General features: G+C 69.6%; 19 protein-coding genes. 11 read left to right on the top strand and 8 right to left on the bottom strand.

Annotated features, from left to right (window positions below):
* Window positions 1–111: 111 nt before the first annotated feature.
* From OHB21_RS17425 to OHB21_RS17400, 6 genes are all read right to left on the bottom strand, one after another.
* A complete protein-coding gene (locus tag OHB21_RS17425; protein ID WP_195126237.1) occupies window positions 112–1,074 on the bottom strand; it encodes an SMP-30/gluconolactonase/LRE family protein in 963 nt (320 codons plus the stop codon).
* A gap of 243 nt (window positions 1,075–1,317) precedes the next feature.
* Window positions 1,318–1,440 (bottom strand): hypothetical protein, encoded by a 123-nt coding sequence (locus tag OHB21_RS17420; RefSeq protein WP_267466148.1) that lies wholly within the window; start codon window positions 1,438–1,440, stop codon window positions 1,318–1,320.
* A gap of 5 nt (window positions 1,441–1,445) precedes the next feature.
* Window positions 1,446–1,694 (bottom strand): MerR family transcriptional regulator, encoded by a 249-nt coding sequence (locus OHB21_RS17415; protein WP_067510891.1) that lies wholly within the window; start codon window positions 1,692–1,694, stop codon window positions 1,446–1,448.
* 140 nt (window positions 1,695–1,834) lie between these two features.
* Complete coding sequence (locus OHB21_RS17410) at window positions 1,835–2,026, bottom strand: hypothetical protein (RefSeq protein ID WP_157115849.1); 192 nt, start codon at window positions 2,024–2,026, stop codon at window positions 1,835–1,837.
* A 248-nt stretch (window positions 2,027–2,274) separates the two neighbouring features.
* Window positions 2,275–3,708, bottom strand: a complete 1,434-nt coding sequence (locus OHB21_RS17405) for a glycosyltransferase family 39 protein (protein WP_067510893.1) — start codon at window positions 3,706–3,708, stop codon at window positions 2,275–2,277.
* Window positions 3,709–3,795: 87 nt separating this feature from the next.
* Window positions 3,796–4,077 (bottom strand): hypothetical protein, encoded by a 282-nt coding sequence (locus OHB21_RS17400; protein ID WP_147266003.1) that lies wholly within the window; start codon window positions 4,075–4,077, stop codon window positions 3,796–3,798.
* Window positions 4,078–4,369: 292 nt separating this feature from the next.
* Between OHB21_RS17400 and OHB21_RS17395 the strand changes: the two genes are divergently transcribed.
* From OHB21_RS17395 to OHB21_RS17385, 3 genes are all read left to right on the top strand, one after another.
* Window positions 4,370–5,761, top strand: a complete 1,392-nt coding sequence (locus tag OHB21_RS17395) for an acyl-CoA dehydrogenase family protein (RefSeq protein ID WP_067510895.1) — start codon at window positions 4,370–4,372, stop codon at window positions 5,759–5,761.
* 34 nt (window positions 5,762–5,795) lie between these two features.
* Window positions 5,796–7,028 carry an acyl-CoA dehydrogenase family protein gene (locus OHB21_RS17390; protein WP_195126236.1) on the top strand — a complete coding sequence of 411 codons (1,233 nt, stop codon included), beginning with the start codon at window positions 5,796–5,798 and terminating at the stop codon, window positions 7,026–7,028.
* 370 nt (window positions 7,029–7,398) lie between these two features.
* A complete protein-coding gene (locus OHB21_RS17385; RefSeq protein ID WP_170160834.1) occupies window positions 7,399–7,557 on the top strand; it encodes a hypothetical protein in 159 nt (52 codons plus the stop codon).
* Between the two features lie 10 nt (window positions 7,558–7,567).
* Here the strand turns inward: OHB21_RS17385 and OHB21_RS17380 are convergent, their stop codons facing one another.
* Window positions 7,568–8,845 (bottom strand): zinc-dependent alcohol dehydrogenase, encoded by a 1,278-nt coding sequence (locus OHB21_RS17380; protein ID WP_084537835.1) that lies wholly within the window; start codon window positions 8,843–8,845, stop codon window positions 7,568–7,570.
* A gap of 227 nt (window positions 8,846–9,072) precedes the next feature.
* On the opposite strand from OHB21_RS17380, the gene OHB21_RS17375 reads away from it, so the two are divergent.
* The 8 genes from OHB21_RS17375 to OHB21_RS17340 all read left to right on the top strand — a co-directional run bounded on the left by OHB21_RS17375 (window position 9,073) and on the right by OHB21_RS17340 (window position 19,293).
* Window positions 9,073–9,708 carry a hypothetical protein gene (locus tag OHB21_RS17375; RefSeq protein ID WP_067510897.1) on the top strand — a complete coding sequence of 212 codons (636 nt, stop codon included), beginning with the start codon at window positions 9,073–9,075 and terminating at the stop codon, window positions 9,706–9,708.
* 280 nt (window positions 9,709–9,988) lie between these two features.
* Window positions 9,989–11,608 (top strand): acyl-CoA synthetase, encoded by a 1,620-nt coding sequence (locus OHB21_RS17370; protein WP_067510898.1) that lies wholly within the window; start codon window positions 9,989–9,991, stop codon window positions 11,606–11,608.
* 230 nt (window positions 11,609–11,838) lie between these two features.
* Window positions 11,839–13,494 (top strand): acyl-CoA synthetase, encoded by a 1,656-nt coding sequence (locus tag OHB21_RS17365; protein ID WP_195126235.1) that lies wholly within the window; start codon window positions 11,839–11,841, stop codon window positions 13,492–13,494.
* A 100-nt stretch (window positions 13,495–13,594) separates the two neighbouring features.
* The gene (locus OHB21_RS17360; RefSeq protein ID WP_195126234.1) at window positions 13,595–15,160 is read left to right on the top strand and encodes a TerD family protein; all 1,566 of its coding nucleotides are present in this window, start codon (window positions 13,595–13,597) and stop codon (window positions 15,158–15,160) included.
* A 52-nt stretch (window positions 15,161–15,212) separates the two neighbouring features.
* Window positions 15,213–15,776, top strand: a complete 564-nt coding sequence (locus OHB21_RS17355) for a hypothetical protein (protein WP_233444465.1) — start codon at window positions 15,213–15,215, stop codon at window positions 15,774–15,776.
* Between the two features lie 361 nt (window positions 15,777–16,137).
* On the top strand, window positions 16,138–17,607 hold the full coding sequence (locus OHB21_RS17350; protein WP_067514864.1) for a PepSY-associated TM helix domain-containing protein: 1,470 nt from the start codon (window positions 16,138–16,140) through the stop codon (window positions 17,605–17,607).
* A 101-nt stretch (window positions 17,608–17,708) separates the two neighbouring features.
* On the top strand, window positions 17,709–18,410 hold the full coding sequence (locus OHB21_RS17345; protein ID WP_195126232.1) for a hypothetical protein: 702 nt from the start codon (window positions 17,709–17,711) through the stop codon (window positions 18,408–18,410).
* A gap of 142 nt (window positions 18,411–18,552) precedes the next feature.
* On the top strand, window positions 18,553–19,293 hold the full coding sequence (locus OHB21_RS17340) for an MBL fold metallo-hydrolase (RefSeq protein ID WP_195126231.1): 741 nt from the start codon (window positions 18,553–18,555) through the stop codon (window positions 19,291–19,293).
* A 57-nt stretch (window positions 19,294–19,350) separates the two neighbouring features.
* Here the strand turns inward: OHB21_RS17340 and OHB21_RS17335 are convergent, their stop codons facing one another.
* Window positions 19,351–20,172 (bottom strand): methyltransferase domain-containing protein, encoded by an 822-nt coding sequence (locus OHB21_RS17335; RefSeq protein ID WP_228791722.1) that lies wholly within the window; start codon window positions 20,170–20,172, stop codon window positions 19,351–19,353.
* Between the last annotated feature and the right edge of the window lie 72 nt (window positions 20,173–20,244).

Below are 20,244 nucleotides of genomic sequence, written 5' to 3'. Positions count from 1 at the left end.
GGATGCCGACTCGGCCGCGGTCGCGCCCGAGCTCGCACACTCCAGGCGAATTCGGCGGCATGGCCGAGGCGTACACGGCAGACTACGCCGCCACCCGCCCGGGCCGAGCCTCTACCGGCGCCGTTCGTCGGCCGGGGTCAGATCGATGCCCGCCGGTGGGGTCAGGCGGCGCAAGGTGCCGTCCATGCTGGTGACGTACAGCGCCCACCCCGTGCCGTCGCGGTCGATGCGGACCGAGGTTGCGCCGTCGGGCGGGTTGCGGGTGGGACCGGGTTTGATCAGGCCGGAGATGATCGCGCAGGCCGCGCCCGTGGCCGTGTCCACCTGGAACACCGCGCCGTGCAGGTGGTCGGCGACGAAGAGGGTGCCGTCGCTGGTCGCCTCCATGTCGTCGAACATGCCCAGCGTGCGTGGGGCGCCGGCGATGACGGTGTGCTCGCCCGGGGCGTCGAGCGGGATGCGGTAGATCCGCATGGTGAGGTCGTCGGCGAAGATCGATCGGCCGTCGGGGGCGAGGGCGATGCCGTTGCTGAGCGGCAGCGCCGACCACGTCTCGGTGTACTCGCCGGTCGACGGGCGATAGCGGGAGATGCCGGTGGGCGTCCCGCGCACGCCGATGGTGGTGAACAGCAGGTCGCCGTCGGGGAGCAGCAGGAGCCCGTTCGGACCGTTGAGCCCGGTCAGCAGCACCTCCACCGCACCGGTATCGATGTCGTAGCGCTGGAGCGTGCCCGGCGCCTCGGCCAAGCCGTCACCGGTGAGAAAGTACACCGATCGTCCCGAAACACGCACGCCCGCAGGGTGATCGAGCCCTGTGACCAGCTTGTGGAACTGTCCGTCGGCGTCCACGTGGGCCAGGTAGCCGTCGAGGAGGCCCGTGACATAGAAGCCGCCCGCGCCGTCGCTGTCGAGGTTCTCCAGGTTGCCGACGCCCTCGACCACCGTCTCCGAGGTCCACCCGTCCGAGCACGTCGCGGGCTCGAAAACCGCACCCGCCGTGGGCGTTCCGCACAGCACGGCCGTCGCCGCGACCACGGCGACGCCGAACCGCTTGCTCCCCATCCCTTTACGCATACGCACAAAGCTAACAGCGCCGGGCCGGGTCCCGGAGTCGGCCGGGAGGTATCCGGGACTCGGAGCGCTGCGCGGCAAGACGGAGTAGACGCCGATACCGGATTTCGCCGACAGCGCGGCCGATGACGATCGAGTCCGGGCGGTATCGGAGTGACGGGCGCGCTCTCCTGTGCGACCGCGTCACGAAGGAGGTCATCGAGACGGCCCGCGATACCGCGCGCCAACACGCCGGAGGGGCACCGCCTACGCCTGTACCACCTGCCCAGCGAGGTAGTCGCGGATCGCGTCGCGCTGCGCGCCGAGCCGGTCCCGCTGCGCGACCAGCTCCGCGATCCGCTCCTCGGTCTCGGCGTGGCGCCGCTCCACCAGCGCTAGCGCCTCCTCGCAGGAGACACCCACCGCCCGGGATCGAGCGGGCACGGCATCAGCCCGCGGATGTCGTCGGTCGACCGTCCCGCGGCGAGCAGTTCGCGGATGCGCGAGACGAGGTCGACCGCGCCGGGATCATAGGTGCGATAACCCTTCCCGTCGCGGCCCGGCCGCAACAGTCCCTGCTCCTCGTAATAGCGCAGCAGGCGCGCGGGCACCCCGCTGGCGCGCGACAACTCCCCGATCAGCATATGACTCCGATCACACATCGTTGGCCTTCACCTCCAGGCGTAGGGCCATGCCAAGGCGACCACTGACCGCCCCTATGGCGTTCGGCACAATATGCCGAGCAATACGCCGAAGGCGTTGGCTTTCACACCCATGTCAAGCCCTAACTTCGGCCCATGGCAGAGATACCCTTGCGCACCTCGGTGACCGGCTCCGGTCCCGGCATCGTCCTGGCCCACGGGGCGGGCGGCACCATCGACACCAACGCGCGCTGGCCGCCGCGATCCCCGGTGCGGAGTACACCGAGATCGAGGCGGGACACGTCCTCGTGGCCGAGCAGCCGGACCGATGGCACGAGACGGTGCTGGACTTCCTGGCCCGCCACGGGCTGTAGGGCCTTGGCCGACCTGCTGTCCTCGATCGGCGTGCAAGTCTTCGGCCGCGATGCCTACGAGGGCGTGACTGCACCGGAGTCACAGTCGGCTCTTCCGTGGTTCGGATCACCCCTGGCCGCGTTGTCGTCGTCGCCGAGACAACCCCGGCTCCCCCGCCTTGCCAGACGATCCGAACCACGGCTGCTCCGGCCGGACTCCGAGACAGCCCCTACCCGAGCCGGCGGACCTCCGGCCAGAGCTGCGACCACGGCGCGCGGGTGCCGCGGCAGACGAACAGCGGCGCGCCCTGTTCGTCGTTGTCGATGCCGAGCCCGTTGTCGAGGTGACCGGCCGGTTCGATACTCGCGCACAATGATTCGAGCCGGTCGCGGTCGATCCCGACGGTGATCAGCTCGGCGGTGTCGGGCGGCGGCCCCCACCACCAGTACGAGTTGTGCCCGGAGTGCGGTGTCGGCAGATCGTATGGCGCACCGTATCTTTCGATCGCACCCGCTTCCCCGTAGTTGTCGGTGAGCACGGCGACATCGGGGCCGAGTCCCGCACGCACCGCGCCGATCTGACGCACGAATTCGGGCCATCCGACGGTCTCCCCGGCGTCGTAATTGACCGCGAGCACCGGTGTCTCGGGCAGCGATTCGACCGGGAACACCGGAAGGAACAGCAGCGCCGAACCGACCGCGTTCACCGCGACCACGGCACCCACTCCCGCCCACCGAATCCGATGCCCGTCGAGCACCCGCGCGAGCCCGACCGCACCGGCCGCCAACAGAATCGGATACATCCCGCCCAGGTAGTAGGCCTTGCCCCCGGCGAACAGGAACACCACGAGCAGCACGACATAGGTCACGACGAAAGCGCGATAGCGCACTCCCCGCCACAACCACCACAGCCCATAGATCCACAGGGGTACCAGCAACGGACCCATCAGCCCGAATTGCAGCAGCACAAACATCACCGGGGAGTCCGAGGTCCCCGACGAGCCGCCCGCGATTGCGCGGCTCAACTCCCACTGCGGCCAACCATTGCGCGCCTGCCACACCAGATACGGCAGCCAAAGCAACCCAGCCACCCCGACGGCGACCGGAAAATACTTGCTCGCGAACACCTTTCGCGGTCCCACCACGGCCAACGACACCGCCAGCACCCCTACCGGCGCGACCAGCAGAAACTTGTTCAACAGGCCGATCCCCACCACCGCACCGATCGCCGGCCATAGATATCCCGGCGTCGCCCCCTCGCGCAGCAACCGCAACACCAACACCGTCAGCACCGACCACACCGCGAGTTCGAACCCCGCCGTGCTCAACATATGCCCGACGCCCTGCACCATCGCGGCACTCGCCACCGCACCGGCCGCCAGCGCCTGCGCGCCTCGCCCGCCGCCGAGTTCGCGCGCCATCAACCCCGCGCAGATCACCACGACGACCGCCGCCAGCACCGCGGGCATCCGCAGCAACACCAGCGAATCGGCATCGATCGCCGACATCGCCCGCGCCACCGCCGGGGTCAGCGGCGGCTGATCGGCGTATCCCCAGGACAGGTGACGGCCCGCCGCGAGGAAATACAGCTCGTCCCGGTGGTAGCCGTACCTATTGGAGAAGGCGACCAGAACGACGGCGAGCACCCCCGCGACCCAATACATGCCGTCACCATCGCATACGGCCACTCACCCTGCTGGATGCTTCGCCCCGGGGGTGGGGGCGCGCGTCACGCGCACGCCCCCAGTCGGTCAGCGTCCCGAACCGGTGCCCGAGCCCGAGGCCGAACCGGAACCGCCGGAGCCGGAGGACGACCCCGAGGGGAACCCGAACTCACCGGAACCGAGGTCGATGCCGAAGCCGCCCTCACCCGACCCGAAGTCGAGCACCGGTGCGCCCGAACCGAAGTCGAGCACCGGACCGCCGGGATCCACGTCGACGGGTATCAACGGCAAACCGGGCGCCGCGGCGGCGGGCGCGGCCCCCAGCCCCACCACCGCCGCGATTCCCGCCATACAAACAAGGCGTTTCATGAACAAGACCTCCATCCAGGGGGCAGACAACGTGCCGACACGGTAGCGAACCCCGACACTTTGTGAAGTAGATTCGTTTCACTATTTGGCAATCGTGACTCTTCACCAGAAAAACGGCCCGCGACCGGGGTTGCGCAACGAAAATCCCACCCATCCGGCCCGCGCGGCAGTCAAGCGGCAGCATCGAGACCGTAGACCCCTCGACTGTCTTCTTACTCTGGAGTAAGATAGCCTTACTCAGGAGTAAGATAGCTGGGGCCAGACCTCACCCACCCACCCGAGAAAACAGGTGATGATGAGCACTCGAGACAGCGCAACGAAGCGACGTCAAGACACGTCCGCCGTCGGCCTCTCCCAGCCCAAGCGGGACTGGATGGGCGCCGCGATGCGGGTCATGACGACTCTCACCGGGTCGGAGCTCGCCGAGAAGTACAACCTGCGCAAGCCGATCGAGCGAGTCACCTACGAGAGCACCAAGACCGGTTTCCGCACCCTCGGCGCGGCCACCCGCGCGTTCAACAAGGTCGCGGGCGGCGGCCAGCCGAAGCGGCTCGCGGACAACGAGTCCAAGGGCAAGGACCTCTTCGACATCACGCCGTCGGACGAACAGCAGATGATCGTCGAGACGGTGAAGGAGTTCGCCGCCGAGATCCTGCGCCCGGCCGCCTACGAGGCCGACAACTCCGCCAAGGCCCCGCGCGATCTGCTCGAGCGCGCCGCCGAACTGGGCATCACGCTCATCAACGTGCCCGAGGAGCTCGAGGGCGCGGCCTCCGAGCGCGGTGCGGTGACCAACTCCATGGTCGCCGAGGCGCTCGCGCACGGCGATATGGGCCTGGCGCTGCCGATCCTGGCGCCCAGCGGTGTCGCGGTGGCGCTGTCGCAGTGGGGCACCGACGCGCAGCAGCAGACCTACCTGCCCGCCTTCACCGGCGAGAACGTGCCGCAGGCGTCCGTGGTGATCAGCGAGCCGCGCGCCCTGTTCGACCCGTTCGCCCTGCGGACCAAGGCCACCCGCTCCCCCAGCGGCTACCGCCTCAACGGCGTGAAGAGCCTGGTCCCCGCCGCGGCCGACGCCGAACTGTTCCTGATCGCCGCCGAACTCGACGGCCGCCCGGCGCTGTTCATCGTGCCGTCGGACAGCAAGGGCCTGGTGGTGGAGGCCGACCCGAGCATGGGTCTGCGCGCCGCGGGCCTGGGCCGCCTGGTACTCGAGGACGTCGCGGTGCCCACCGACGCGATCCTGGGCGAGGGCGACGCCAAGTCCCGCGCCGAGGACTACGCCGACGCGGTGCGCCTGGCGCGCCTGGGCTGGGCCTCGCTCGCCGCGGGCACCGGCCAGGCCGTGCTCGACTACGTCATCCCTTACGTCAACGAGCGCGAGGCGTTCGGCGAGCCCATCTCGCACCGCCAGGCGGTGGCGTTCATGGTCGCCAATATCGCCATCGAGCTCGACGGCCTGCGCCTGGTGACGCTGCGCGGCGCCTCCCGCGCCGAGCAGGGCCTGTCCTTCGCCCGCGAGGCGGCGCTGGCCCGCAAGCTGGCCACCGACAAGGGCATGCAGATCGGCCTGGACGGCGTGCAGCTGCTGGGCGGACACGGCTTCACCAAGGAACACCCGGTCGAGCGCTGGTACCGCGATCTGCGTGCCATCGGCGTCGCCGAGGGTGTCGTGCTCATCTGACCGGCCCGTTCCTTACTCCAGGAGAGACCTGAACATGATCAACCTCGAACTCCCCAAGAAGCTGCGGGCCAGCGCCAACCAGGCCCACCAGGTCGCCGCGGAGATCTTCCGCCCGATCTCGCGCAAGTACGACCTCGCCGAGCACGCCTACCCGGTCGAGCTGGACACCATGGCCGCCATGGTGGAGGGTCTGGCCGACTCCGGCACCCAGAAGATCGGCGGCGCCGCGGGCGGCCGCGAGGACGGCGGCGAGAAGAAGGACCCGCACGCCACCGAGCTGCTCGGCAACACCAACGGCGGCAACATGTCCGCGCTGCTGAACGCGCTCGAGACCTCGTGGGGCGACGTCGGCCTGATGCTGTCGATCCCCTACCAGGGCCTCGGCAACGCCGCCATCGCGGCCGTCGCCACCGACGAGCAGCTCGAGCGCTTCGGCAAGGTGTGGGCCTCGATGGCCATCACCGAGCCGTCGTTCGGCTCCGACTCCGCGGCCGTCACCACCACCGCCGTGCTGGACGGCGACGAGTGGGTCCTCAACGGCGAGAAGATCTTCGTCACCGCGGGCGAGCGCTCCACCCACGTCGTGGTGTGGGCCAGCGTCGACCGCAGCCTGGGCCGCGCGGCGATCAAGTCCTTCGTCGTGCCGCGCGACGCTCCCGGCCTGTCGGTGGCGCGCCTCGAGCACAAGCTCGGCATCAAGGCGTCCGACACCGCCGTGCTGCTGCTGCAGGACTGCCGCATCCCGAAGGACAACATCCTCGGCAGCCCGGAAGTCAACGTGGAGAAGGGTTTCGCGGGGGTCATGCAGACCTTCGACAACACCCGTCCGCTGGTCGCGGCGATGGCCGTCGGCGTCGCGCGGGCCGCACTCGAGGAGCTGCGCGCCATCCTCACCGACGCGGGCATCGAGATCTCCTACGACACCCCGGCGATCAACCAGCACGCCGCCGCCGCCGAATTCCTGCGGCTGGAGGCCGATTACGAGGCGTCCTACCTGCTGTCGCTGCGCGCGGCGTGGATGGCCGACAACAAGAAGCCCAACTCGCTCGAGGCGTCGATGTCGAAGGCGAAGGCGGGCCGCACCGGCACCGACGTCACCCTCAAGGCCGTCGAACTGGCCGGCACCATCGGCTACTCGCAGCGCACCCTGCTGGAGAAGTGGGGCCGCGACTCGAAGATCCTCGACATCTTCGAAGGCACCCAGCAGATCCAGCAGCTCATCGTGGCCCGGCGCGTCCTCGGCAAGACCAGCGCCGAGCTGAAGTGAGCTGATAAACTCGGATCCGTCACGCAAGTGATGCCGGGAGGTGAAGCGCCGCGCGAACGACGCTCCACCGGTGGGACTAGCTAGCCCGCACGACTCGGCGGACCACTATGAGCGCCCCGGCGACCACGGCAGCACAGGTCAAGATGATGCCGTAGTCGACCGGGGCTTTGCTCTTCTTCCGGCGATGTTTCGCCATCCCCCACCACCTCCTCTCTGGGCGCGGTGTGTGGACCGAGTCCACCGCCCCTCGACAGGAGGTGCGACGACCATACGTCATGGCGGCGACCGGTTTCTTTGCCCCGCACCGTGTTCCGTGCGTGGCCGGCGACGACGCCGGGCGCCTCGTGGGCGACGTGGTTATCGTGGGGATATGGGCATCATGGGTGAGCTCTTCCCCGGGAAGAAGCTGAACAACGAGGAGAGCGGGGACAGCAACGGCCAGGAGGAGCGCCCGCGGCTGGAACTGGATCTCGACTCGGGCGTGGTGCGGTTGTCACCGCGGGGTGCGAGCACCGAACAGGGCGAGTAGCGCCGGCGATTCACTCGACGAGGATCGTCTTGGTCGCCTCGCCGCGCACATGATCGGTGATGTGGCGGTCGGCGCGGTCGAACGCGCCGAGGTGGGTGGTCACGTCCTGCGGGGCCAGGCGCCCGTCGCGCATGAGATCGAGGACGGCGGGGATGTGGGCGCGGGCGTGCGACCGGGCCAGCTCGAGGGTGATATTGCGCCCGTACATGAGCGCGGTGGGGATCCGGCTGATCCGGTGCAGCGACGCCAGCGACAGGCACACACCGTCGGGCGCCGTCTGCCGGACCGCCATGTTCAGGCCCGCCGAGACCCCGCTCGTATCCACCACCAGGGCGGCCCGCCCGATACTCCTGCGGCCCTCGAGCTGGTGCGCGTGCAGACCCAGCGCCTCGGCGTGCCGGCGGACGTGCGGGCGCCGGTCCACCAGGTGCACGGTGCGGGCACCCAGCGCACGGGCGACGAGCCCCGCGTACAGCGCCACGCTGGCGCTGAACGGCGGCCTGCGCGCCACATCGGCGAAGACCACCACCTGGGCGTCGGCGTCGCGCGCGAGCAACTCCGGTAGGCGCGGCGCGATCGCCCGGTACCCGTCGGTGACGTTGTCGGCCACCGACGCCGCGGCCGCCGGATCGATCCCGTCGGGTAGCGGCACCAGCATCGCGTCGGCGAAGGGCACGGCGAGCAGATCCGAGAAGGTACCGCCCCAGTGCCCGCCCGTGAGCCCGAACCCGAACATGGAAATAGGCGGCACACCAACGCAATTCGCGGTGAGTCCGGACGTACACGGCCCGCACGTTCCGCAATTGATCTGGAACGGGACGACGACCCGGTCACCGGGACGAACGGTGGTGACCTCCTCGCCGATCTCCACCACCTCCGCGACGCACTCGTGCCCGAAGTGCATCGGCAGCGGGAACGGCGTGCGCCCCAGCGCCATCGGCCGGTCCAGATCGCAGGTCGCCGCGGCGATCGGATGCACAAGGGCCGCACCGGGTCCCGGCAGCCGCGGCCGGGCGACGTCACGCCAGCGCAACCGCCCGCCGGGACTCGCGACGAGCGCCCGCATGGTGCCGCGCGATCGGTCCCCGCGCTCGGCCACGGCGCCGCGCAACCGCCGGAACCGTTCGCGCGCCGAATGTTCCAGCATGATCCGCGCGGCGGGTATCGCCGAGCCGGAGGTCGCCACGGCCGCGAGGTGCCCCGGCCAGCCGCGCGGCCGATGCCGGTTGCCCTCCGGAATACCGCAGACGCGGGCCGCGGGCGTGATCGTCTCGGACTCCACCGTCATCGCCGTCCACCCTTTCCGGGGTCGTGGCCGAACGTTCTACTACAGACTGTAGTTGACAATCGGGGGCGCGGGGGCGGAAATCGCCCGAATCTCGAATTCGCGGCTCCCCCCGGGATTGCCACAGGTTGTCCCGGCGATCGGCTATGGTCCCGGGTGGCATGTCCGCGTCGATTCAGCGGACGAATTCAGCAAGGGCAGTACCAAGGATTCTCTGAGGAGCATTGGTTATGCGTGGTCTGAGCTTCATACGTCATCTCACCGCGGTCGCGGCCGCGTCGGCACTGTTCGCGGGGGTGTTCAGCGGCAGCGCGACGGCCGAGCCCGCCGCGCTGGACTGGGTGTCGGCTGTGCAGCAGCTGCGCGTGGCCGCCGAGGGCAACCCCGACGCGGAGGCGGCCGTCGATCGTTTGCTGGCCGAGCCCGAGCGGCTGGCCGAGGCGGGCGAAATCGCCCTGCCCGCACAGCCTTTCCAGGTTCCGGCCAACTCCGATATCGGCCGCGGCCAGGGCCCCGGCGTGTACGGGTCGGGCATCGCGCTGGGCATCGACGGGTTCCGCTTCGGCTTCTTCGGCGGCCCCGGCACCATCTCGCCGAACCAGACCGGCGCCAAGCTCGAGGTCGTGTGGCTGAACCTGGCCAACGGCCGCAGCGGCACCGACCTGCTCATCGAGCACCAGGACATCCCGGTCGACACCACCATCCGCACCCGGGTCCTCGACACCGGCGCGGGCCCGGTGGTGGCGGCGGTCTACGGCTCGCTGTGGCACCGCTGGTCGGTCCCGGTCAGCGACGATCACCCGGACGGCTTCCAGTACCAGCTGGGCACCATCTCGTTCCCCTCGCTGGGCGCCGTCTACAACTGACCGAGACCGTGCTGCGGAGCACCTCCGCGCACGGCTCCGTATCACCGGGAGAGCTAGGGTTGGCACTGCGTGCCAACCCTAGCTCTTCGCATCACGCCGTCATCGACGCAGGTCCGGCGACCATTACCGCGTCCGGCGCGGCCGCGACGCCCACAGTCGACTGTCCGGTTTGTCGTCTTTACCTGTGATGACGCACACGTTCACTGCTACGGTAAGCATCCACACAAGATAGAGATCGCGGGTCGTCCGGCTGCGCGACAGTTCAGTGGAGGTGTTGTAGGTGACGCGTGTGCTGGAAACCCTGAAGGCGTTGGGGGTGTTGCGGTCCCGCGGAGTCAGCGATCCCAAGGCCCCGCTGGAGACGCTGAAGACCATGAAGGAGACCCGGATCTACGGCCCGCACGCGGCCCTGGTCCGGCACTCGGCCCGTATCGCGCCCGATCAGGCCGCCCTGGCCGACGAGCGCGGCGAACTCACCTACCGCGAACTCGACGAGCAGTCCACCGCCGTCGCGCGCGGCCTGCAGGCGGCCGGCATCACCGAGGGACAGGTCATCGCCGTCCTCGCCCGTGACCACCGCGGCCTCATCATGTCCAAGATCGCCGCGGGCAAGCTGGGCGTGCGCATCGCGCTGATGAACACCGGTTTCGCCAAGCCGCAGTTCGCCGAGGTCTGCGCTCGCGAGAATGTCACCGCCGTCCTGCATGACAGCGAGTTCCTGGACCTGCTCGACGCGCTGCCCGCCGATCTGCCGCGCTTCCTGACCTGGGTGGACGAAGGCACCGCACTCCCCGAGGGCGCGCAGACCTTCGACGACCTGATCGCGGCCAACAGCACCGAACCGCTGCCCGCGCCCAGCAAGCCCGGCGGCTTCATCATCCTCACCAGCGGCACCACCGGCCTGCCCAAGGGCGCGCCGCGCACCAAGGTCACGCCGATGGCCACCGCCCAGTTCGTGGACCGGGTGCCGTTCCCGCGCCGCGGCGCCATGGTGATCGTGTCCCCGATCTTCCACAGCACCGGCCTGGGCACCTGGCTGGTCGGCACCGTGCTGACCAACAAGATCGTCATGCGCCGCCGCTTCGACGCCGAGGCCACGCTGAAGATGATCAGCGACCACAAGGCCGAGATGCTGGTCGCGGTGCCCACCATGCTGCACCGCATGACCGAGCTGCCGCCCGAGGTGCGCGCCAAGTACGACCTGTCCTCGCTGCGGGTGATCCTGCTGGCGGGTTCGGCGCTGGCGCCGGAACTGTGCATCAAGGCCACCGAGGCGTTCGGCCCGGTGCTGTACAACCTGTACGGCTCCACCGAGGTCGCCATCGCCTCCATCGGCACGCCGGAAGAATTGGCCATCGCGCCGGGCACCGTCGGCCGCCCGCCCATCACCTGCGACGTACGTCTCTACGACGACAACGACCAGCTGGTGGAGGGCAAGAACGTCACCGGCCGCATCTTCGTGCGCAGCGGCGCGCCGTTCGAGGGCTACACCGACGGCAGGAACAAGCAGATCATCGACGGCTACATGTCGAGCGGCGATGTGGGCCACTTCAACGACGAAGGCCTGCTCATGGTGGACGGCCGCGATGACGACATGATCGTCTCCGGCGGCGAGAACGTCTTCCCGCAAGAGGTGGAGAACCTGCTGCTCGAGCGCGACGACGTGTTCGACGCCGCCGTCATCGGCGTGGACGACGTGGAATTCGGCAAGCGCCTGCGCGCGTTCATAGTCCCCGAGCCGGGCCACAACCCGGACGGCGAGGAGATCAAGAGCTACGTCAAGAACAACCTCGCCCGCTACAAGGTGCCGCGTGAGGTGATCTTCCTCGACGACCTGCCACGCAACCCGACCGGCAAGCTGCTGCGCCGGGTGCTCGTGGAGTACGACGTCACCGCCTGACCGGGTCAGGCCCTCCAGGAGGCAGCGCAGCGTCACCACGTAGGGCCCCTGGTCAGGCACGATTCGATACCGCCTGACATCCCGGACCTCACCGCCCCGAATCGGGGCGGTGAGAGACAGGACACATCGAGTGACAGTTGCTTGCTATTGTCAGCAGCAGCACTGGATCTCGAAGTTGCGGTCCACACCACCCCCGTCTCGGTGCGTGGATCGCGGAAGGTTGTTCCCTGATGTCTTTGTCCCTTCCCGGGCTGGGTGGCCCCGTGCGCAAGGCCGGCGAGCTGGCCCAGAGCGTGCGCGTCATGACCAAGCGGGGCCTGTTCAACCCGCTGCGGCCCGATCACGCGGCCCGGTCGGCCGTCAACGTCCTCAAGTTCGGTCCGTTCGCCGGCGTCGTCATGCACGCCGCGCAGACCAGGCCGCACGCCGCCGCCATCGTCGACGAACGCGGTGAGCTGACCTACGGGCAGCTCGACGAGCAGTCCAACGCGTTCGCGCGCGGCCTGCGCGCCCAGCGCGTCGCGCCGGGCGACGTGGTCGCCCTGCTGGCGCGCGACCACCGCGGCATGGTGCTGAGCATGCTGGCCGCGGGCAAGCTCGGCGTGCGGGTGGTGCTGATGAACACCGGTTTCGCCAAACCCCAGTTCGCCGATGTGGCCGCACGCGAGAAGGTCAAGGTCGTCCTGCACGACAGCGAGTTCCTCGACCTGATGAACGCCATCCCCGCCGAGATCCCCCGCGTGCTCACGTGGGTGGACGACAAGGACGGCGCCGACCCGTCGATCCCGACGGTGGAGTCGCTCTCGGCCGGTCGCGCCACCGATCCGCTGCCCGCCCCGGCCAAGCCGGGCGGCATGGTCATCCTGACCAGCGGCACCACCGGCACCCCGAAGGGCGCGCCGCGCGACCGGGTGAGCCCCTTCGCCTCCGCGCAGTTCCTCGACCGGGTCCCGCTGCCCAACGGCGGCACCATGGTGATGGCCGCGCCGATCTTCCACGGCACCGGCCTGTCCCAGTTCACGCTCGGGCTCGCGCTGGGCAACCGGGTGATCTTCCAGCAGCGCCGCTTCAACCCGGAGCAGACACTGGCGAATATCCAACGCTACAAAGCGGATTCGCTGGTCGTGGTGCCGACGATGTTGCAGCGCATCCTGGATCTGGACGAGCGGGTGCTCGATTCCTATGACGTGAGCACCATCAAGGTGATCTTCGCGGCGGGCTCGGCGATCCCGCCCGACGTGGTGACCCGCACCCTGGACCGGTTCAACGACAGCCTCTACAACCTGTACGGGTCCACCGAGTGCGCGGTGATGACCGTCGCGACTCCGGCCGACATGCGCAAGTCCCCCACCACGGCCGGCCGCCCGCCGGTGGGCATCCGCATCGTCCTGCTCGACGAGAACCGCAAGCCGATCACCGAGCCGAACGTCACCGGAACCATCTTCGTGGACAACGGTTTCGCCTTCGGCGGGTACACCGACGGCCGCAACAAGGAGATCGTCGACGGCATGATGTCCAGCGGCGACGTGGGACATTTCGACGCCGACGGCCTGCTCTACATCGACGGCCGCGACGACGACATGATCGTCTCCGGCGGCGAGAACGTCTTCCCGCTCGAGGTGGAGAACCTGATCGCCGGGCGCGAGGACGTGTTCGAGGCCGCGGTGGTCGGCGTGGACGACCGCGAGTTCGGCAAGCGCCTGCGCGCGTTCGTGGTGCCCGGCCCGGAATCCGCGCGCGACGCGCAGGAGATCAAGGACTACGTCAAGGCGAACCTGGCGCGCTACAAGGTGCCGCGCGAGGTGGTCTTCCTGGACGAGTTGCCCCGCAACGCCACCGGCAAACTGCTGCGCAAGCCGCTGGTGGAGATGGAGATCGAGGCCTGACCTGCCGCGACGCCGTGCGGCCCGCACCACGTGAGCCGCACGGCGGGCACCCGGCGTACTAGGCTGTCGCCCGAGAGGCAGTTCGAGTGACAGGGGACCGATGTCCAGCGTGATCGGCAAAGGTGGAAACGTCACTCTCGGCGGGGGCAGGCTGCACGTCGCGGCGACACCCGCGGGCATCGATCTCACCGTGCTGTGCCTGCGCGAGGACGGCAAGGTGGGCGGCGACGAGGACTTCGTCTTCTACAACCAGCCCACCTCCCCCGACGGCGCCGTGCGACTGGCCGAAGGCGCGGTGAGCATCGACCTGCCGCGCGTCGCGGGCAGCACCGACCGGCTGGTGGTGTCGGCCTCGGTCGACAACGGCGTGTTCGGCGGCATCCCGCTGGCGGTGCGCATCACCGAAGACGGTGGGCTCGCGCACGATCTGCCGATCACCGGGCTCACCTCGGAGACCACCGTGATCCTCGCCGAGGTGTACCGGCGGTCGAACACGTGGAAGCTGCGCAACGTCGGTCAGGGGTACGCGGCCGGGCTGGCCGGGCTCGCGACCGATTTCGGCATCGCCGTGGACGAGGAACCCGCTGCCGCGCACCAGGTTCCGGTTCCCCCGCCACCTGCCACGCCTTACGCCGCGCAGTCCCACCCGCAGGGCGGAGCCCCTCCCCAGCAGTTCGGCGCGCCCTATCCGCCCGCCGCACCCGTGCCGCCGCACCCGGTTCCGCCGTCGCAGTACGGTGCGCCGAATCCGGGATCGCCGGCGCCCCAGCACCTTCCGCCCAACACCGCGTACCCGGCGCCGCCGAACGCCACCCACCAGGTGCCGCCTCACGCCGCTCACCATGGGTCGCCCGCTCCCGGATCGCCGCTGCCGCACCAGGTTCGGCCCGGTGCGATGGACCCGATCGAGATTCCGTCGAGCCCGCCGCCACCGGCGTTCTTCCCGCCGTACCCGGGCTCGGCGCAACAGACGGCGCCGCAACAGGATCCGGCTCCGCCGCCGACGCCACCGCCACCACTCGGCCCGTTGAAGTCCGGCGTGAACTTCGCCAAAGGCGCTGTCACGCTGATGAAGAACGCGCCGCCGGTGCTGCTGGAGAAGACGCCGGTGATCCGCCTTCGAGTGGCCTGGGAGAGCGGCACCGACTACGAGGCGTACGCGCTGGTAGTGCTGACCAGCGGTGATGTGGTGCACGTCGCCACCTTCGACGCCAAGGGCACCCCCGCCAATCCCCGTTTCCGGGACCTGGTGCGCCACCTGGGTGACCGCGGGCGCGGCGACGTGACGCGCGGCGGCGGGCGCGCCGAGGAGATCATCGAGATCGGGTTCGCGCCCGAGATCGCGGCCGTCATCCCGGTGGCGTACTCGGCCATCAATAACGGCACCGGATCGTTCCACAAGTACAAGGTGACGCTGTCCATCGAGAACGGCGGCGACCAGGTGGTCATCCCCGCCGACCAGGCCAAGAAGTCCAGCTGGATCTTCACCTGCGTGCCCGGCATCATCTACAACCGGCCGGAGGGCGTGCTCATCGAACGGCTCGAGTACTACAGCAGGCGGTTCTCCGAACACCGTCCCGCGGCCGTGCTGCACCCCGACGGGCGGGTCGAGGTGCGGATGGACAAGGGCCCGGTGAACGAGTTCAAGGCCGATCGCACCCGGTAGCGGGCGCTCGGGCCGGTCGGGGGTGGTGATCGCCTCGGGCTATCATCAGCGGGTGAGTATCGAGTTCGGCCGGTCCGCTGCGGGACGTCGCAGCGCCGTCGCGCGGTTGCGCGGCGGGTCGGCCGGAGCGATCTCGGGAACCGCCGCCATCGCCGCGCACGGCTGGGCCTCCGGCGGCGCCGCCCCCGACAGCACCACCCTCGCGCTGCTGACCGCGGCGTCCGCCGTCGTCGGCGCGCTGGTGGCCGGGCTCGCGCCGCTGCGCGACACCGCGGCCGGACTCGTGGCCGCGCTCGTCGGCGGGCAACTGCTCGGGCACGTGGCGATGGGCATCGGTTCCGGGCACCTGCATCACGGCGACGCTCAACTCACGCCGCAGATGCTCACGGCCCACGTGCTCGCCGCCCTCGCCGCGGCGGTCGTCATTCGCGGTGCCGAAGCGGCCTATCGGATCGCCACCGCGGTGCTCGCGCGCGTGCTTCCGGTGCGCCATCGCGCGCCGACGATCCCCGACCCGGCGCCGTTGCGGACCGCGCACCGCGACCGGGTCGTGCTGCGGATTCTCGCGGCGGAGACGCTGCGCACCCGGGGTCCGCCGGTCGCGGTCGTCGTCTGATTCCTTTCACCCGGTGCGCGAATGTGTTCGCGTGTCGTTGATGTGTGCCGAGATGGGTTGCGGTGTCCTCGTTTACGCGGGTGTCGCGTCGTTGGTCGGCGATCCACCGACCGTGCGAGCGTGTCCGAATGCGCTTCGCGCCCACGCGGACCCGGCCGACCGCTGAACGGTGATGCGCCGGGCCCACACGGCTTCCACGACGGTCGGCTCGACCATCGGTGTGCCCCGCCGAGACATCGATCGCGGTGTCATGGGCGAGGTCGCCGAAGGGCATTCCCACCCGCCACGCCGAACGCACACCGACGTCGCCGTATCGCGCGCCAGCACCGGGTGTTCTCCGAACCTCCGAAACGAAAAGACCGTGAGCACAACAGAAACGATCACCCCGGACGCCGGCACGTCGGCGTCACCACCCGAACCCGCCCGTCGCGGGCCGGGCCGCAACGGCGTGCAGGCGCTCGCCATGCGGCTGCATTTCTACGCGGGCGTCTTCGTGGCGCCGTTCATTCTCATCGCGGCCGTCACGGGCGCGCTGTACGCCCTGTCCCCCACGCTGGAATCCTTCGTCTCGCGCGACCTGCTGACGGTCACGCCCGGCGAGGCCACCCGGCCGCTGTCCGAACAGGTCGCGGCCGCCGTCGCCACGCGGCCCGATCTGGCGCTGGCCGCGGTCTCCCCCGCGCCCGGCGCCGAGGACACCACGCGGGTGATGTTCACCGATCCCACGCTCGGCGCTTCCGAGCGGCGCGCGGTGTTCGTCGACCCCTACACCGCGCAGCCGGTGGGCGAGTCCGTCGTGTACGGCAGTTCCGGTGCGCTGCCGATGCGCACCTGGATCGACCGCCTGCACCGCGACCTGCACCTGGGCGAGCCCGGCCGGCTCTACGCCGAACTCGCCGCGTCCTGGTTGTGGATCATCGCCCTGGCCGGTCTGGTGCTGTGGTGGCGGCGGGTGCGATCCCGGCGGGCGAAGAACTCCGTGGGGCGGCTGTTCGTCCCGGATCGCACCAAGGGCGGCCGTCTGCGGAATGTGAACTGGCACGGCGCGATCGGCGCGTGGGTGCTGCCGCTGGCGCTGCTGCTGTCGGTGACCGGCATGACCTGGTCCACCTACGCGGGCGCGAACATCGGCGACCTGCGAAAGCAGATGAGCTGGACCACGCCCGCCGTGGACGCCACCCTGCCCGGCGCGGCCGCACCCGCCCCGTCGAGCGGTGGCGACCACCATCACGGTGGCGATCACTCGCCCGCACCGGCGCCCGCCGATCAGAACGACCGTGTCGCGCAACTGGATCGGGTGCTCGAGGCGTCGCGCGCGGCCGGGATCGACGAGGCCGTCGAAATCGCCGTTCCCGCAACGCCGGACGCCGCGTTCACGGTGAAAGAGCGTCGTATGCCGGGCATTCTGACCATCGACGCGGTCGCGGTGGACGGACGCAGCGGCTCCCTCACCGACCGGCTGCCGTACGCGGAGTGGCCGCTGATGGCCAAGCTCACCAACTGGGGCATCCAGTTCCACATGGGCCTGATGTTCGGGCTGGCGAACCAATTGCTGCTGTTCGCGGCCATGGTCGGGCTGATCGTGATGATCGTGCTCGGCTACCGCATGTGGTGGCAGCGCCGTCCTGCGCGCGCGACCGGGCTGCGGCCGGGCCGTGCCCCGCGACGCGGCGCGCTGCGCGCCACCACGCCGTGGATCGTGGTGCCGCTGCTCGGGGCGGCGCTGGTGGTCGGGTGGTTCGTCCCGCTGGTCGGGCTGAGCCTGCTCGCCTTCCTCGCCCTCGACGTGCTCCTCGGCGCGATCGGTAAGTTCCGCACGGCGAACCGGTAGTCCCCTGCGCGTGTGACAACGGCCTGCCCCGGACACGGCCGTCGTCCCGCCGTGCGCTCCCCCGGTTCGAACCTCTACTGACACAAGGAATTCCAAGCACAATGAAGAGCACGAAGCTCGCCCTCGCCACCATCCTCACCACGGCCGCCCTGGCCGCCACCACAGGCACGAGCGCCGCCTCGCCCGATGTGGGGGTGATCAATTTTTCGGCGTCGGCTACCGAGACGTCGTCGATCATCTCGATTGATGCGGGGTCGTTGGTGGTCGAGGATCAGGTGGTGAAGATCAAGGCCACCGATGGGTCGGTGGTGGCGGGGATGCCGTTGTCGTTGCGGATCGATGAGTTCGAGTTCCCCATCGCCGCCGAGATCGCGGGCCGGACGGTGACCATGACTCCGCAGGTGTCGCTGGACACCGCGGTCTACAAGCCGGTCGCGTTGCCGTTCGAGGACAAGGCCCCCTGGAAATCGGAGTACGAGCGTGAACAGGCCGCGTGGTCGCGTATGACCTCGACCATCAGTTTGGGTGCCAGTATCGCGACCCTGGTCGGTGGTATCGGTGGCGCGGCCGTCGGGTGTGTGCTCGGCGGGGTCCTGGGCGGCACCGTGGTCGGTGGCACGATCGTCGGGTTGTTGGGTCCGTTCATCCCCGCCGCCCTGGCCGGGTGTGCCGCGGGTGCGGTGATCGCGGGACCGTTGGGTGCGGTCGCGGGTCAGATCTTCATCACCGCCCCCGTCGCGATCGCCGCGGCGGTGCAGTACTTCACCACCATCAACGCCCCCTTCAACCCACCCACCAAATAGACACCGGACGTCCCACCCACACCGGGCGGGACGGTCCTCTCCCTAACACTTTTCGACAACCTGGCCGGACACGGGCACGGCCAGGTTGTCGGGCTCCGTGGGGCCGTGGAGTGGGTCGGGGTTGGTGCGGGAGGATGGGGGGATGAAGATCGAGCAGGTTTCTGATTCGGTGTATGTGGTGGCGGGGACCAATGTGAATTGGGCGCTGGTCAGTGATGGGGCGGGGGTCACGGTGGTGGACGCCGGGTATCCGTGTGATGCGGGTGCGGTGGTGGAGTCGGTGCGACAGATCGGGCATTCGGTCGGGGATGTGGCGGGGGTGCTGTTGACCCACGCGCATCTCGATCACATCGGCGGGATTCCCACGCTGGTCGAACAGGCGGGCGCGCCGGTCTACACCGGTGATGAAGAGGTGCGCCACGCCAAACGTGAATACCTGCAACAGATCACGCCGCTGCAGATGGTGCAGCAGCTGACCACGGTGCGCGGTGTGCGCTGGGTGACGCGGACCGTGCGCGCGGTCGTCGGCAATATCGGTATGAGCGTGCCTTCGGCCGAGCCCGCCACCCCCTCGGCGCTGGAATCACTACCCGGCGGCTTCGTCGCCATCCCGACGCCGGGCCACACCGACGGCCACACCGCCTACTTCATGCCGTCGGAAGGGGCGCTCTTCTCCGGCGACGCCCTGGTCACCGGCCACCCGCTGGTCACCGGGACCGGACCGCAGCTGCTGCCGAAGGTGTTCAACCACAACGAATCCGGTGCGGAGACCAGCCTCGCCGCCCTCGCGATCGAGGACGCGAAAGTCCTGGTGCCCGGCCACGGTACGGCGGTGCGCGGCGACATCGCGACCCTCATCGCGGAGTCCCGCCGCGAGCGGTGACACAACCGCTGCACAGCCCCGCGCCGGCCCGGCATCCAGCGGATCGCCCGGCAGCGTCTACGTCCGCGCCCACCCCTGCGCCCGGTCGGACAGGTTCCACCACGAAACGAACCGGCTGTCTTCGGTTTCCAGCCGCCACCGCGCGTCCAAGGCGTCGAAGAAGGCGTCATCACCGGTCTTCCCGCCCCGCGCCTCACCGATGTACAGCACCCTCCGACCGCCCGCGGCCTCGAAGCGGGTGAGCGCGTCCGAAGCCATGGTGCCGCCCCACCCGGGCGGCCAGCACAGGAACAGCACGGCGTCCGCACTGCCCTCGCGGAGCCGTTCTTCGAACGCGTCCACACCGTGCACCTCGTGCCACACGTCGCGCTGACCCGCGGCATCCGGAAACGACACGTTGGCGACCCGGCCGGGCGGTTCGGAGTCATACGCACGAACCGCGACTCCGGCCCGATGCAGCTGCGCCGCCCAATACCCCCGCCCCGCACCGAGTTCGAGCACACTACGACCGGCGCAGAACTCGGCCGCCCACGCGACAGTCTCGGGCGACGGCACGGCGTAGGCATAGCTCGCTTGCAGAATCGTCTGCGCGTACCCGAGCCGCGCACTCCCCGCCGCGCGCCCACCGTCCACCACCCGCCGCCCCTCCCGCTCCGACACGGAACTCGCGACGATGTCCCAGTACGGATTCGCACTCACCCCACCGGTCATGAAGTGCACGAACCGCAGATCGAACGCCGCGTCCGCCCCCTCGTCCCCCGTACCCGGCAACGCGACACCCAGATAGTCGGCCACCTTCGGAAACCGAGCCCGCAACCCCACCTCATCCCCGAGCAGCGCCACCAACTCCGCCCGCCGCTCGACCGTCAACTCCACCATGCGCACGATTCTGACCGGCCGCGGACGCTCACACCGCCCGTTCGACGGATCAGGACCGTCAACCGATATCCG

This window comes from Nocardia puris (genome assembly GCF_036051655.1).
Lineage (GTDB): Bacteria > Actinomycetota > Actinomycetes > Mycobacteriales > Mycobacteriaceae > Nocardia > Nocardia puris.
Note: the sequence above shows the minus strand (reverse complement) of the source record. Positions and strands in the feature narration are given on the sequence as shown.

What these genes read in the sequence shown, in the direction of transcription:
- OHB21_RS17365 (WP_195126235.1), top strand. Translation starts at nt 11,839, where the DNA reads ATGTCTTTGTCCCTTCCCGGGCTGGGTGGCCCCGTGCGCAAGGCCGGC.
- OHB21_RS17375 (WP_067510897.1), top strand. Translation starts at nt 9,073, where the DNA reads ATGCGTGGTCTGAGCTTCATACGTCATCTCACCGCGGTCGCGGCCGCG.
- OHB21_RS17395 (WP_067510895.1), top strand. Translation starts at nt 4,370, where the DNA reads ATGATGAGCACTCGAGACAGCGCAACGAAGCGACGTCAAGACACGTCC.
- OHB21_RS17425 (WP_195126237.1), bottom strand. Translation starts at nt 1,074, where the DNA reads ATGCGTAAAGGGATGGGGAGCAAGCGGTTCGGCGTCGCCGTGGTCGCG.
- OHB21_RS17340 (WP_195126231.1), top strand. Translation starts at nt 18,553, where the DNA reads ATGAAGATCGAGCAGGTTTCTGATTCGGTGTATGTGGTGGCGGGGACC.
- OHB21_RS17405 (WP_067510893.1), bottom strand. Translation starts at nt 3,708, where the DNA reads ATGTATTGGGTCGCGGGGGTGCTCGCCGTCGTTCTGGTCGCCTTCTCC.
- OHB21_RS17360 (WP_195126234.1), top strand. Translation starts at nt 13,595, where the DNA reads ATGTCCAGCGTGATCGGCAAAGGTGGAAACGTCACTCTCGGCGGGGGC.
- OHB21_RS17385 (WP_170160834.1), top strand. Translation starts at nt 7,399, where the DNA reads ATGGGCATCATGGGTGAGCTCTTCCCCGGGAAGAAGCTGAACAACGAG.
- OHB21_RS17390 (WP_195126236.1), top strand. Translation starts at nt 5,796, where the DNA reads ATGATCAACCTCGAACTCCCCAAGAAGCTGCGGGCCAGCGCCAACCAG.
- OHB21_RS17345 (WP_195126232.1), top strand. Translation starts at nt 17,709, where the DNA reads ATGAAGAGCACGAAGCTCGCCCTCGCCACCATCCTCACCACGGCCGCC.
- OHB21_RS17400 (WP_147266003.1), bottom strand. Translation starts at nt 4,077, where the DNA reads ATGAAACGCCTTGTTTGTATGGCGGGAATCGCGGCGGTGGTGGGGCTG.
- OHB21_RS17335 (WP_228791722.1), bottom strand. Translation starts at nt 20,172, where the DNA reads ATGGTGGAGTTGACGGTCGAGCGGCGGGCGGAGTTGGTGGCGCTGCTC.
- OHB21_RS17380 (WP_084537835.1), bottom strand. Translation starts at nt 8,845, where the DNA reads ATGACGGTGGAGTCCGAGACGATCACGCCCGCGGCCCGCGTCTGCGGT.
- OHB21_RS17415 (WP_067510891.1), bottom strand. Translation starts at nt 1,694, where the DNA reads ATGCTGATCGGGGAGTTGTCGCGCGCCAGCGGGGTGCCCGCGCGCCTG.